This window comes from Mesoflavibacter zeaxanthinifaciens DSM 18436 (genome assembly GCF_000422365.1).
Taxonomy (GTDB): domain Bacteria; phylum Bacteroidota; class Bacteroidia; order Flavobacteriales; family Flavobacteriaceae; genus Mesoflavibacter; species Mesoflavibacter zeaxanthinifaciens.
Genome location: NZ_AULQ01000008.1, coordinates 164,051 through 178,761, shown reverse-complemented (window position 1 = coordinate 178,761; position 14,711 = coordinate 164,051). Strand labels below are relative to the sequence as shown.

The 14,711-nt window shown below is 30.1% G+C and carries 10 protein-coding genes; 5 read left to right on the top strand and 5 right to left on the bottom strand.

The features are described from left to right. Window positions 1–8: 8 nt before the first annotated feature. The 5 genes from H574_RS0109285 to H574_RS0109265 all read left to right on the top strand — a co-directional run bounded on the left by H574_RS0109285 (window position 9) and on the right by H574_RS0109265 (window position 11,353). Window positions 9–1,772: an AAA domain-containing protein gene (locus tag H574_RS0109285; protein ID WP_027880316.1), complete on the top strand. Its 1,764-nt coding sequence runs from the start codon at window positions 9–11 to the stop codon at window positions 1,770–1,772. Next, on the top strand, window positions 1,773–7,748 hold the full coding sequence (locus tag H574_RS14140; protein ID WP_051169869.1) for a DEAD/DEAH box helicase: 5,976 nt from the start codon (window positions 1,773–1,775) through the stop codon (window positions 7,746–7,748). A gap of 155 nt (window positions 7,749–7,903) precedes the next feature. Next, complete coding sequence (locus H574_RS0109275; RefSeq protein WP_027880315.1) at window positions 7,904–9,520, top strand: DUF4836 family protein; 1,617 nt, start codon at window positions 7,904–7,906, stop codon at window positions 9,518–9,520. A 2-nt stretch (window positions 9,521–9,522) separates the two neighbouring features. Beyond that, window positions 9,523–10,152: an ATP-binding cassette domain-containing protein gene (locus H574_RS0109270; protein ID WP_027880314.1), complete on the top strand. Its 630-nt coding sequence runs from the start codon at window positions 9,523–9,525 to the stop codon at window positions 10,150–10,152. A 1-nt stretch (window position 10,153) separates the two neighbouring features. After that, entirely contained in the window at window positions 10,154–11,353 is a 1,200-nt protein-coding gene (locus tag H574_RS0109265) for an ABC transporter permease (protein WP_027880313.1), read from the top strand. 65 nt (window positions 11,354–11,418) lie between these two features. On the opposite strand, the gene H574_RS0109260 is transcribed toward H574_RS0109265, so the two are convergent. From H574_RS0109260 to H574_RS0109240, 5 genes are all read right to left on the bottom strand, one after another. Further along, on the bottom strand, window positions 11,419–11,871 hold the full coding sequence (locus tag H574_RS0109260; RefSeq protein WP_027880312.1) for a carboxymuconolactone decarboxylase family protein: 453 nt from the start codon (window positions 11,869–11,871) through the stop codon (window positions 11,419–11,421). A gap of 77 nt (window positions 11,872–11,948) precedes the next feature. Beyond that, window positions 11,949–12,521 (bottom strand): Crp/Fnr family transcriptional regulator, encoded by a 573-nt coding sequence (locus H574_RS0109255; RefSeq protein WP_036227467.1) that lies wholly within the window; start codon window positions 12,519–12,521, stop codon window positions 11,949–11,951. Window positions 12,522–12,534: 13 nt separating this feature from the next. After that, entirely contained in the window at window positions 12,535–12,942 is a 408-nt protein-coding gene (locus tag H574_RS0109250) for a hypothetical protein (RefSeq protein ID WP_027880310.1), read from the bottom strand. A gap of 91 nt (window positions 12,943–13,033) precedes the next feature. Further along, a complete protein-coding gene (locus H574_RS0109245) occupies window positions 13,034–13,609 on the bottom strand; it encodes a hypothetical protein (protein WP_027880309.1) in 576 nt (191 codons plus the stop codon). 333 nt (window positions 13,610–13,942) lie between these two features. Continuing rightward, window positions 13,943–14,668: a hypothetical protein gene (locus H574_RS0109240; RefSeq protein ID WP_027880308.1), complete on the bottom strand. Its 726-nt coding sequence runs from the start codon at window positions 14,666–14,668 to the stop codon at window positions 13,943–13,945. Between the last annotated feature and the right edge of the window lie 43 nt (window positions 14,669–14,711).

The window sequence follows — 14,711 nt, the reverse complement described above, 5'->3', positions numbered from 1 at the left end:
GATTAATCGTGATTATTCCAAATAACAAACATATTCAGTTTTACAAGCATCAAATTAAAGCTCAAGAAGATAAATGGAAAGAGTATGCTAATACGGAAATGCATATTTTAATTCAAGAAAAAAAAATATTTTATGGTGAGATTTGGGGAGTTCAAAATAATCAAGGAAATGTAATTCTTCGGTTTAAATCTGGTCAAGTACCTAGAATGAAAGAAATGTATTTTCTAGGTGTTTTTGGAGCTAAAGCTCCAGACAACTTAATGGACATTAAATTAACTTATGAAAAGTTTAGATCATCTAAAGAGCACGGCTATTACACTGGGATTAACACCGAGATTTCAACCGTAAATTATTGGAAAGTTGAAAATGGATGGTCGTATATTATTATTTCTGGTTTTGATTTAGCATTAATTACCAAAATAGATAATGTAGCATTGAAACATAATAAACACCCAAAAATTGTTATTGCAAAAAAAGATCCTCCTATTGATTATTTATTAAACCTTAAAGAGTTTGTCGTTAAGCATCCTAAAAACAGCATTTTAAAACTAAATTTAGAAGTTAATGAAGACCATTGGAATCCTATCAACATTGATAACAGTGCTGAAATAACCAAAAAAATTATTCGTCTTATCGATTCCAACAATGTGACTGTTATTCAAGGTCCTCCTGGAACGGGTAAGTCTTATTTAGCTGCAGAAATATGTGATCATTATAATAAAAATGGAGATTCTGTTTGTGTAACAGCTTTAACAAATAAGGCTTTAATAGAAGTTATATTAAAAGATGGATTAATCAGAGCATTAAAACAAGGAATAGTTTATAAAACAAACTTAACATCCGACGAAAATAAACGGATACCTAATCTTAAAAATGCCGACGAATTATCACCAAAACAGGGCGAGTTATTACTAGCAACCTACTATAAATTATCTCAACATCAAGTTCGTTTGATAAGTGAAAGTAAGCGATTTGATTTATTGATAATTGAAGAGGCATCACAGGCATTTTTAGCAACTATTGCAATGTTCAGTGACATTGCTACTAAAGTTCTAATTATTGGAGATCATAAGCAAATAACTCCCATAGTATTAAATCAAGACCAGGCACTTGAAATTTTTCCAAAAATTGATGGGATTATTAATGGCTTGCTAACCTATTCATTTAACAACAATGACGTGTCTTATCGACTCACAAAAACAAGAAGATTAACTTCATCAGCGGCAAAATTAACAGGATTGTTTTACAATAATAGCTTGAAAAGCATTTCTGATATTGATGGAAAAACAAATTTTAAATCTAAATTCCGAAATCTATTTCATCCGAATGGAGGCATAACAATAGCTAAACTTCCTGACTCAAAAAACGGATTTTCTGATAAAGATATTTATGAATTTATAGCAATTATTACAACTGATATTTTGAAAAATAATAATAAGCAAATAGCTGTTTTATCACCATACATTGATACAGAGTCATCAATTTACGAAGCATACAGCTCCATGAGTCACAACTTTAAAAATATTACAATTAGCACAATTCAAAAGATACAAGGGTTAACCTCAGATTTTACTATTGTATATTTACCATTAAGGGGTCATGATTTACAGGATAACCTATTTAACGTTGCCACAAGTCGAGCAAAACAAGGGACCTTGATTATAACATATAATAACATAACTTTTTCTAAAAGGGCTTCCATTGAAACAATGACATTTATCAATAGTTGTAAAGATGTAAGTAAAGAGTTTTTAATAGAATTAATAAAATAAATGCTACCACTACAACAAGCTTACGAAGTAAAGCAATCCATAATAGAATATTTAAAAGCAACATTTAGCTTTAAAGAAAAAGTTGTGTCTGATGCTTTCTATAACTTTATAGAGCATCCAAAAGAAGGCATTTTCAAAGGGCCTTATGTGTCCTTAAAATTACCTTTTGTTACCTATACAGATGATGAGGAGGTACCACTAGAAATAAAACCAAATTTCCCACCTTATAAACATCAGTTTGAAGCGTTTAAACGATTGCATACCAAAAATGGTCATAAACCAGAACCTACCTTATTAACTACAGGTACAGGTTCGGGTAAAACAGAATCGTTCCTATTTCCAATTTTAGACTATTGCTATAAACACAAAAATGAAAGCGGTATAAAAGTCATTATTTTATACCCAATGAATGCCTTGGCGACAGACCAAGCCAAACGTTTAGCCGAAACCATTTTTAATGATGATAAGCTTAAAGGTAACATAACAGCGGGGTTATTTATTGGTGAAGGAAAAAACAAAAGCAAGTTCCCAACGACCATGGGAGAAACCCATGTTATTGAAAACAGAGACCACATCATTAGTAATCCACCAGATATTTTACTCACCAACTTTAAAATGTTAGATTATGGTTTAATGCGTCATAATTATAACAAGCTATGGTTACATAACTTTAACAACCCAGAACTACTGCGTTTTTTAGTGTTGGATGAACTACATACCTATGACGGAGCACAAGGAACAGATGTAGCAAATTTGATTCGTAGGTTAAAATTAAAGTTGGATATTCCTGAAAATCATTTATGTCCAGTTGGTACCTCTGCCACCATAGGAAAAGGTGAAGATTCGGTTAAATTACTCACACAATATGCATCTGACGTTTTTGGAGAAACCTTTCCACCAGAATCTGTAATTATAGAACATCGCTTGTCCTCTGAAGAATTTTACACACTTCCAGACGATAAATTAGATACCTTTTTACCAAGATTAGTCGGTATTCAACAAAGCAGATTAGGAATAAATGAAGAGTATCATGAGTACATAAAGCGCCAAAAGAAGTTATGGCAGATTCCTGAAACAATTTCGGCGTATCAACTAGCTTCTGAATTAAAGAAATTAAAGATTGTTAAAGAAATAAGTACACTTTGCAGTGAAGGTATTGTATCTATAAATCAACTCATTAATAAGTTAGATGATAGTAACGCTAATTTTAAAAATATCATTGAATACGATGCTGAACATGACTACTATCCAAAAGAAGAAGTCATCACATCCATTTTAGCATTAATCGCAGAAGCAAAAGCAGACGAAAAAGAACGGTTCCCGTTTTTATTCCTTCAGATTCAAATATGGATTCGTGAATTAAGCGGTGTGTTAAGAGTCTTTTCAGAACAACCAAAGTTTACTTGGCGTGATAAGATAGTAGGAAAAAATGAAGCACAAGCATTACCACCGTATTTCTGTCGTGAATGTGGAGCAAGCGGATGGTTAGCAAATAAGCAAGACAACCGCAACCAATTTGAGTTAGACCCATTAGAGGTTTACACGCAATATTTTGATAATCACAAAAACGTTTATTTTGTAAACTATAATACACCAGCACATTATAAAATAGAGGAATATGAACCTACTGCGGCCATAACACCCTATGTACATGAGGTAGATTTAAAATTTCATGATACACCGTCTGATAGAAGAATCAATCTATTAGCTTACAGAAAAGTTAGGGACAATAAAGGCTTACACACCTGTCCAGAGTGTAACGCTAATAACGATATGAGTATAATAGGTACGCGTATCGCAACTTTAAATTCTATTACAACCAGTCAAATACTCGCTTCAAATTTAGATGAGCGTGGCGAAAAATATCGTAAAGTATTAGCATTCACCAATGGTGTTCAGGATGCAGCACACCAAGCAGGATTTATAGAATCTAGAAATTATAGATTTACTTTTAGAGCATCTTTGCAAAAAGTCATTAATGAAATCAATGAACCAACAGACCTAATTACCTTAAAAGAAAAATTTATTGCGTATTGGAAAACCCATTCAGACCCCACAGAGAAAAACCATTTAGAAGCCTATTTCTATCGTTTTTTTCCGGCAGACAGAATTGGAGAAGCTAGAGTTGAAGATTTTAGAAACTTAACCACAAACTCATTTTCCAAAACCTTTGAAAAAGAATTCGATACCCGTGTATTTTGGGAAATAATTTCAGAGTTTGGGTATAATGCAGGCATTGGTAGAACATTAGAAAAAACAAGCTCGTCAGCACCTAGTTTTAATCATGAAAAATTTGAGACCATATTTTCAAAAATGGAATCATGGTTAAATGTTAATATGTTAGAGCGCATGACGAAAGATGATTTTTTAAAATTTATAAATGGTTGCTTACACCGTATGCGTATTCGTGGGGCTGTAAATCATGATTATTTAGTAAAATTTAGAACAAGAGATCTTAAAATATGGGATTTAAATTGGATGCGAGATGGTAGACATTATTTAAGCAGACGTTATCATCCACGAACACGTATACCTAAATTGGTAGTGAATTATCCTGATAATAGAGGGATTATTGATAGCACACATGCTAGAACAACCAATTGGTTTCATGCCTATTTTAAAAAATCCTTTCAATTTGTACCCGACAATACAGCGGTTATTAACGAGTTCTATCAAAAATTATTTGAGCTGTTGTTGGAAGCCGAAATTCTAAATAGTGAAACGGCAAAGGATGGAGAGAATTTTGCCATAAACCCTGAAAAAATTATTATAAGTAACAAAGTAGCCACTTACAGTTGTAATGAGTGCACATCAACCCTAAATGTTGCTAACAATGATGAGTTATTAGAAGGAACTGCTTGCATAAATTATAGATGTCCTGGCAAGTATACCAAATCAAACAACAACACCTTCAATTATTATAACCTAATATATAATAGAGAGCATTCCCCAAGAATTTATGCATCAGAACATACGGGAGTACTGGATAGGAAAGTTAGGGAAAAAACAGAGTACGATTTTAAAGAAAGACCAAACTACAATTCTTTAAACACACTAGTAGCGACTTCAACTTTAGAAATGGGTATTGATGTAGGGTCATTAAATGCAGCAATTAATACAAGTATTCCACCGTTACCATCAAATTTTTTACAACGAATAGGGCGTGCAGGACGTTCTTCAGGCACGGCATTAATTACAAATTTTTCGCAAAACAAGGCGCATGATTTGTTTTACTATGAAGAACCTAATGAAATGATGGAAGGTGATATAAATACACCGGGGTGCTTTTTAAATGCTAAAGACATTTTGTTTAGGCATTTTACAGCGTATTGTTTTGATAGTTGGACCAAGGAAGATCCTGAAAGACATCAAATACCTGCTTTAATTAAACAATTAAACTTACTAGAGGCAGGTAAATTAAGTAGCAAAGGTTTTTTTATAAATCAATTATTAGGATTTGTTTTAGATAATCAAAAACAATTAATTGAAGCCTTTAAAACTGCTTATGATGGTCAAATAGACATGACTATTATGGATGATATTAAAATAGCCATTCAACAAGGTGTTTTTCAGAATAAATTAGTGAGAGTCTTCGAGGATTTAAAAAACGAATGTTTTTTCATCATTCAAAAAGTAGCTGATATTGATGATTATATCAAGGAAAAAGAATTAGGAGAAACCGATGACGAGCATAAAGAATTAACACGTGAAAAAAGGGCACTTTGGCAGTTAAAAAAAGGGATTGAAACCAGACAAGTTATTGAACATCTTACAAATGTGGGGGTGTTACCTAATTACGCATTCCCTGAAACTGGTGTTACCTTAAACGCGCATGTTTATGGTTTTAAACCAGAAGGTGCTGAACAAGAACCTGAAAACAAATCATTTGAAATAGTACGTTCCGCTGCTTCTGCATTGAAAGAGTTTGCGCCTGATAATTATTTCTATAGTCAAGGCAATAGATTAGAAATTTCGGGTTTAAACACCTACGACTGGAGTGGAGAAAAATCGAGTTTAGTCGCAATGCGCTTTTGTTCTAATTGCGACCATCTTGAAGAAGACTTGAAGGCAGAAAAAGGACTATGCCCTAAATGTGGTAATGAATCTTGGAACTCGGCATCTAACAAACATATGTTTGCCAGATTACAGACCGTAAAATCGGTAAATTCTAGAAATAAATCGACACTTAATGATGCTAAAGACGAAAGAGAGCAACAGCACTACACCGTTTCTACGCACTTCAAATTCAACCCCAAAACCATTGAAGGTACCTGGGGAATGGTAAAAATTCCATTTGGTATTGAATATGTTAAAGATGTTCAATTAACAAAGGTAAATTTAGGAACAGGGGTATTAAATTCAAGTCACATAACAATCAATCAATTTGAAAATGTAGCTCGTCATGGCTTTGTAACTTGCAAGCATTGTGGTAAGTCAACCTCAAAACCAAATTTAGTTTTAAACAGTACCGATAAAAAATTTCATTACGGTTTCTGCAAACATAAAGAAGAAGATTATAATGGTGTTCCCAATGATGTTTTCGAAGAAGTCTTTTTATTTAGAAGCATTAAAACAGAGGCTATAAAAATACTCTTACCTGTTCAAGAGTTTTTAAACGAGGCGACACAGCAAATGTTTAAAGCAGGTTTGCAATTGGGGCTAAAAAAATATTATAAAGGTAATCCAGATCACGTAGCATTCGACTTTTATTCAGAGTATAATCAAGCTAATCAAAGGTTTGATAGGTATTTGGTGGCCTATGACACCATCCCTGGAGGAACAGGTTATCTACAAAAATTATTTAACCCAAAAGAATTTACAGATTTATTAAATGAAGCCTATAAGGCAATTAAAGAATGTTCCTGTAAAGACCAAGGTAAAGACGGTTGTTATAGATGTATTTTAACGTATTCAAACCAATATATAAGAGAGGATTTAAGCAGGGAAAGAGCAGAACAGATATTTAAAAATATTGTAGACCAATCCAAGGATTGGGAACCAATTAATCAAGGTATTTCCTCTCTAACAAAAACAGGGATGATTGAAGAAAGTGAATTGGAATCTAAATTTATTTATGCTTTAAAGAATTATACTGTAAAATATTCTGATAAGAACTTTTTGTTTGGTGAGGTCAAAGAAAATGGAATCCAAACCTATCGCTTAAAATTACCCATAGATGGAGGTAATATAACTTATGCTATCAGACCGCAAATAAATTTAGGAGAAAAAGATGGAGTTTCAGTAAGCACCAGAACTGATTTCTTAATAAAGTGTATCCAAATTGAAAGAGATGGTCAGGTAGTTAATGACATCGACACTTTATTAGCTTTTAAAGATGTTGCTATTTATTTAGATGGATACACATATCATGCTTCTGATAAACACATGCGTTTTTATGAAGACATTGTAATTAGAGATTCTATAGCTGAAACACCTAATATAATACCATGGTCGATAAGCTGGACAGATGTGTTATTTTTTGAAAATGAAGATGATAATTCGAGAACAGACAGCTTGTATGTTGATGCGTTACGCTTCAGAAAAACAATTCAAGCATTAAACAATTTTCCAATGGCTCAAAAACTGAATAAAGACTTGTTAAAAGCAAAAAATTCAATAGAACGATTACTTTGGTTTTTGGCTAATAGCAACAGCATGAATCTAAACTCTGAAATAGGTTACTTTATCGCTGCACGTCAAGATGAATTCAATAAATATATTTTTGATGAGTTAACAATTTCAAAACTTCTTGATGTAAATACAATGATTTCAGATGTTGAATTAGCTAAACCGGCGCCAAATGCATACATGAAATCCGATTTAACAGAAGCAAATGAGTTATTTAAGTCTAAGGTTTTTGTTAGGTTTAAGGATTTTCATGTGAGATTTAATTTGGTAGTAGAGGAATTAAATAATGTAAATAAATTAGATTGGGAAAAGTTTTTAAGGCTTTATACTATATTAAAACTTTATTAAGTAGCAAGTGAAATAGCTTATTATCAATCCATCTAAGATGTTATATTTTAATTTTTTACATTATATTCTAAAAATATTAGAAGTCTATTAAGTGTAATAGCTAAGTAAATCAATAATTTAAAACATAACAATTTAAAATAACCAATAATTAAAAAATGAAACAATTACTAATTAACCTACAAATTAAGAGTCTAATTCTATGTTTATTTCTTGCGCTTTTAGTATCGTGTAATAGCTCAACAAATAGCTTAACATTAATACCAGAAGATACTAACGTAATAACAGTTGTTGATGTGTATTCTCTATATAAAAAAGGGAATCTTAAGGATATTGAAGAATTAGAGTTTTTTAAAGTGTTTCAAAGAGAAGTTAGAAACGAAGATAAAAAAGTAGCTCGATTTATTGAAGATATTAAAGAAGATCCAGCATTATCAGGCTTAGATTTAGCAAAAGATATGTTTATGTTTTATATCGATGATGCTTCAGATGAAAAATACTTTTGTTTAGCTTTAGATGTTAAAGATGAAGAAAAATTTACCGAGTTTATAGAAGATATACTAGATAAAGGTGGTGTTAGTTTTGATTTAGAAAAAGAAAAACTATACAAATACATAATAGTAAAAGGCGAAGTAGCATTTGCATGGGATGATAAAAAAATGATAATGTTAGGTGCTCAAAATAGATCAAGTAGAGAAAACTTAGATATTGCGATAGAGTCTTTGTTTGAAATAAAAGAAAATAGACAAATTACTTCAAACAAAGAGTTTATGTCCTTTTATAATGGTAAAAAAGATGTAAACTTTTGGATGTCAACTAATGTGTTTAAATCACAATATGAGTTTAAAAAAATTGAAAGAGAGTTAGGTTTCGATATAGAAGACAACACTATTACAGCTCAAGTAGATTTTCAGGATGATAAAATTAATTTGTTAACTAAAGTCCTACCTAATGATGATTTAAAAAAGTATGTAGAAAAAGACGATATGTTTTCTAGTAGTTTTAATAAAACAATTATAAACTACTTACCAGAGAAAAGTTATGCAAATGCAAGTTTAGCCATAAACCCTGAAGCATATTACAATATGATCAGTGAAGAGATGGATACCAATAAAATGGAAAGAGAATTTGAGAAAAAGATGGGATTTGAGCTAAAAGAGCTTTTTTCAAGTTTAAAAGGATCTATGGTTGTTGACCTTTCTGGTTTTGAAGAATATGAGTATGAAGACTATTATTATGGTAAAAAAACAAAAACAGTACCAGTAATGTCTTTAGTATTTGATCTTAACTCAGATAAATATTTGAAAAAAATTATTGACGAAATTCCTGAACGTAAAATAGAAGCAAGAAACGACTATTATGAAGTAGAAATTGATGGTGATTCATCATTATTTATAGCTTTTAATGATGAGGTTTGTTTACTTACTAATGATAAAAAAAGTATTAAAGCATTTAAAGATGGAGGTGTATCTTCTAAGATTTTAAACAATTCCGACAAAAGAGCTAACTTATCAGATGGAGGTTATTATGCGTATTTTAATATGAATTATGATGATTACCCAAAAGAAGTAAAGAAGATGTTTAAGGATATGCAAAACGATCAAGAAGAAAAGGTTTTTGATATATGGACAAAGTTTGCAAAAGGTATGGAAGTAAAAATGATTGACAGATATACTTTAGAGTTTAATTTAGAAACTCAAAATAAACAAAAAAATAGTCTTCAAGTACTTTTAGAATCTATTGATGAAAGCTTTGAGCAATATTCATCATATTAAAAATGGCGCAAATAAAATTAAATAATATAAAACCAAAATACATGTCAGAAGCAGAAATTTCTACTTCTGACATTTATTTAAAAGAAAATATTGTTTTTGAACAAGGTAAAAACTATTTAATTAAGGCTAACTCAGGTCATGGTAAATCTTCTTTGTTAAACTTTATTTATAAAAGCAATATTAATTATACAGGAGAAATTACTTATCCTTTTAGTGATAATTCAATTACTAACATTAGACAGAACAAAATTAGTTATGTGTTTCAGGACCTAAAACTGTTTCCAAGCCTGACTGTTTTAGAAAATATTCAGTTAAAAAACACAATAACAAACTATAAAACAGACGAGCAAATATTAGGGTTAATTCAAAAACTACAATTATCTCATAAAACTCATAGTTTAGTTGAAACTCTATCTCTTGGTCAGCAGCAACGTGTAGCAATTATAAGAGCGTTATGCCAACCGTTTGAATATATGTTATTAGATGAACCTTTTAGTCATTTGGATAACACAAATATTAAAATAATCACTGAATTATTATTAGATGAGTTACACCAAAGAAAAGCAGGAATGATTATAACTGCTTTAGAAGATCTTACCATGGTTAAATTTGATAAAATAATACACTTATAATATGCTTGTTAAACTTCAAAAGAAAACCATAGTAAAAACTCAGTTACTGGGTTATATAATTACACTTTGCGTTGGAGTTTTTATAGTATTAACATCAATCCAACTGTATTTTGATTTAGAACCTTTGATGACTAATCAAACGGATGTTTTTAATGATAAAACCGCAGTTATTAGCAAAGAGGTTTCTTTGTTTAAAAGTGTTGATAAAGAAAGATTATATTTTTCCGATGAAGAAATTAGCGAATTGCAAGCTCAACCGTTTGTAAAAGACGTATCAACATTTAATAATGCAGATTTTAAGATAAAAGCGTTCTCAAATCAATCAGAAAATGTCCCATTATTTCAAACCGATTTATTTTTTGAAAGTATTCCAGATAATTATATTGATGTAAAATCAGAAGATTGGATATGGAACGAAAGTGATGAAGTAATTCCAATAATAATACCTGAAGACTATTTAAAGCTTTATAATTTTGGTTTTGCAGAAAGTCAAGGTTTACCTGTTTTATCAAAAAATACAATATCTCAAATTACCTTTAATTTAGAAGTTTCTGGAGCATTTCAAAGAGAAGTTTTTAAAAGTAGAATCGTAGGGTTTTCTAATAAAATAAATTCAATTTTAGTTCCAGATAGTTTTTTAAAATACGCAAATTTAAAATTTGGAAGATCAAACGTTTCAAGAATAAGTAGATTACTGGTGACTTTTGTAAATCCAACAGATCAAAGGATTTTAGAGTATTTTAATCAAAATAATTACTCAATAAATAAAGACAAATTAGAGTTTAGTAAACTTTCATTTTTCTTTAATTCAGCACTTTTCTTCGTTATAGTTGTAGCTATAATTATTGTGTTACTTTCAATTGGATTTATAATCCTTAGCTTTAATTTAATAGTTCAAAAAAATAAGACAATGATTTTAAATTTGGGCGCAATAGGATATAGTTATAAGTCTGTTTCTAAGTTTTACCAACTGATTATTACTATTTCGACATTTATCTCAATAGTGTTGGCTATTTTTTTTAGTTTACGTTGTAGAGTATTTTATTCCGAAAAATTAGATAACTTATTTGATTTACCTAAGCTACCGAGTTACATAGTATTATTAGGTTTCGTTTTTTTAATAGTATTATCTATAATATATAATATAGTTGTTAGAAATAAGATAAAACGAATTTTGCTGCCTAAAGATAATTTTAAGTAGACTTAAATTTTCAAATAAAGCCGGTTTATTACTATTTAATAAATCGGCTTTATTATGATGCTTTTTTAGTCTTGTAATTTAAATTTACCAGGAGTAAAACCAAACGTTTTCATAAGTCTTGTCCAAGTATTAATTTGTGATATAGCTAATGTAAGTTTAGCAATTTCAGCTTTATTAAAATGTTCTAGTAAAGGATTAAAAACATTATCAGATATAGGTTGTCTTTCTAATCTGGTGAGTACATCAGTAAACTTTAAAACAGCACATTCTTTTTCACTAAAGTAATTGGTTTCTTCCCATACGCAAAGTGACGAAAGTCTTAAATCGGTTTCATTGTGTTTTTTAAGAATTTTGTGATGCATATCTACACAATACGCGCAACCATTTTTTTGAGCGACTCTCAACCTCACCAGTTCTAATAAATGTAAATCTAGTGTTGAATTATCTAAATAATTTTCAATTGCCATCAGATTTTTGAAGATGTCTTGAGGTACATCTGTATAACTTATTCGTTCCATAAATATTTAAATTTTATTATGGTGTAAAGTTATTTTGAAGCTATATCAATCTACTTAAGATATCTTAAGAAATTAATTTATGCTTTTCTAAGTTCGCTAAGGTATTCAGGTGTAATTTCTAGATAAGATGCAATCATATATTGAGGAACACGTTGTGAAAACTCTGGTAGGCTTTTAATAAAGTTGAGATAGCGATCTTTGCTTTTTAGCTGTAGAAAGACTTCGTATCTACGTTGTATAGCAACTAGCATATGTTCTGTGATAATCCTAAAATAACGCTCTAGCTTTGGATGTTTAATGTATAGATCTTCCAAAGTGTTTTTATCAATTTTAAGAGCTTTAGTTGGTTCGATAGTTTCTATAGAAGTTAGAGATGGCGTCTCATTTACAAAACTTTCAACATTAGTAATCCACCAATTTTCAATAGCAAATTGATTAATTTTTTCGTTGCCCTTATGATCTAAGTGATAAGAACGAACTAAGCCTTCAATTATAAAAAACTTGTGATTACAAACATTACCTTCTCTTAATAAAATCTCTTTTTTATCGAATTCGGCTAAAGTAAAATGAGATAAAATATCATCAATTTCTATTTCGGTAAAATCAATGTATTTATTAAAATGATCTTTTATGGAGTAATTAGATTTCAATATGATTTTAAAATTACAAATAAACAATTATACCTTTTATTATATCATAATAGGGTAGAGCGCCTTGCTCATTATGTTGTAAGTTTTTTACTAGATGATAACGACCTCCTAATTTTTGTATAAGTAAATCTATATCTCCTTTAGTTGCTGGTTTGTTTTTTTCGTTTGTAAAAAGTTTTACAAGTCCTCCAGCAACCATTGATCCAACAGCAGCATTACCAACACCAGCTAACGTCATTTTATCATTTTGTTCTGTAACAGATTTTGTGTTATTTGCTACAGGTAAATTATTTTTCTTGCCTTTTCTTAATTGATATGCAGAAGACCTGCAAGAGTTACTACAGTATTTTTGTACACGACGTCGTTTAGGCACAAAGTCCCGTTGACAATAATTACATATATAGTGTTTTGGTTCTAACATAGATATTTAGCGTAAATTAAACGTATAATTTACGCTAAAATAAGTGTTTGAATTTAATTTTCTTCTGAAGATTTTAAATATAAAGGTTTCTTTAATTTTTAATTTCAGTGGCTAGTTCTATAGGACTATATTCAAAAACACCATTTTTGCTAGGGCAACAATTTGCGTCTTCTTCAGACCATGCATAATATTCACCAATTATAGTTTTTCCAAGTCCCTTATATTTAATATGTATTTTATAAACATTATTAATTTTGATTTTTGCTAATTCAGCTTTTATTCCTTCTTCAATAGTTTGAGTTATGTTTTTATTCGTTAAGAACTGACCATTTTTAGAATAAACTAGCATTCCAAAATCAGAATCGGTACCATTACCACCAACACAATTTTCTGCTGGAAAATAAAAAAGTCCATCTTTGATACCGTCAGAATTAAAATCAGACTCACTAGATTCTATTTCTTGTAAACCAAAATATGTTTTTGGGTTTTCCTTTTGCCATTTTTCCCAGTCATCATCTTCTCTACAAGGGTTTCCAACTTCTCCATTAGAGATAAGTTCTTTTGTCCATTTTTCAATTTCAATTTTAAAATCAAATGTTTTTTCTTGGGCTTTACAACTGCTCGTCGTAAGGCTTATTATTAGAGCTGAGAGTAATATTCTTTTCATAAACTTTTATTTGTTATTTTATTGTATGTGTAATTGGAATTTTATTCAACAGGAACTCTGATTTTTGTTTCCTTAACATTCATTCTGGTTTGATTCAACGTAATATAATCATTGTTTGTTAGATAGATCCTATTCTTTTTGACTTTGATTATTCTTGTTTCCATTATTCATTTGGTCTTTAGATGTATTAGCGATTCTATATAAATTTAAGTTGATAAAAATCGGGGACAATTTTCCGTATTACACTGAAAGGTAAAAAAGTTGCAATGAATTTCCGCAGGAAATTCATTGCAATTGAATTTATACATTGTTACCCATAGGCTTTATTAGTGATTAGTTTCTGAATCCGAAATCAGCTAGTATTTCAAAATAATCGCAGTTATTACAATTATTGGAATTTGTTGTTAATTCTATTTCACCAGCAAGATATTCACTATTAGTAGTGTATAAATTATCAAAAGAGTTTAGTTTTGTAACTAAATTATTGTTGCTATCAAAGAATTCAATTTGGTATGCATTTAAATCATTTACATCACTTCCATCTGTCAGGTTGTAAATTCCGTTTACTATATCAATATTCCAATCAACAACTGAAGGTGCTAACGCACTAATATTTTGCATTGTTGCAGAAGTATAAATTGTTGTTGAACCACTTGTTGAAATTCTATTAATTTGGAAATATAGCGCAGAATAATTTTGCGGAATATCCTTTAAAGTTAGTTTTTTGAATTCTAATCTTGTTGGTTGAGTTGTTGTTATGGATTGTTCTGTTTCAAATTCATTAGAGCTTGTCTTTAGTTTTATAGTATAATCAGCTACTCTATTAGCATTAAATGTCAAATTTTCCGTCGAAAAAGTTTCAGTTCCAAAAGCTGAGCTGACTTCCCAGATATAGTTTCCATTATAATTTGTGGAAGTGTTGGTTGCATTTATTTCAGATGAAGCTAATAGATTAGTGCTTGTGATATTAAAAGATAAATTTGGATTATTTTCGCTATCATCTGATGAACAGCTATTTAATGTAATAATGGCAATCGAAAGTAATAATAGTTTTTTCATTTTTTGTTTTTGATTAAATTTAATTTTTAGCACAATGTTTCTC

Coding starts and splice junctions, on each gene's coding strand:
- H574_RS14140 (WP_051169869.1), top strand. CDS start 1,773: ATGCTACCACTACAACAAGCTTACGAAGTAAAGCAATCCATAATAGAA.
- H574_RS0109275 (WP_027880315.1), top strand. CDS start 7,904: ATGAAACAATTACTAATTAACCTACAAATTAAGAGTCTAATTCTATGT.
- H574_RS0109270 (WP_027880314.1), top strand. CDS start 9,523: ATGGCGCAAATAAAATTAAATAATATAAAACCAAAATACATGTCAGAA.
- H574_RS0109265 (WP_027880313.1), top strand. CDS start 10,154: ATGCTTGTTAAACTTCAAAAGAAAACCATAGTAAAAACTCAGTTACTG.
- H574_RS0109260 (WP_027880312.1), bottom strand. CDS start 11,871: ATGGAACGAATAAGTTATACAGATGTACCTCAAGACATCTTCAAAAAT.
- H574_RS0109250 (WP_027880310.1), bottom strand. CDS start 12,942: ATGTTAGAACCAAAACACTATATATGTAATTATTGTCAACGGGACTTT.
- H574_RS0109245 (WP_027880309.1), bottom strand. CDS start 13,609: ATGAAAAGAATATTACTCTCAGCTCTAATAATAAGCCTTACGACGAGC.
- H574_RS0109240 (WP_027880308.1), bottom strand. CDS start 14,668: ATGAAAAAACTATTATTACTTTCGATTGCCATTATTACATTAAATAGC.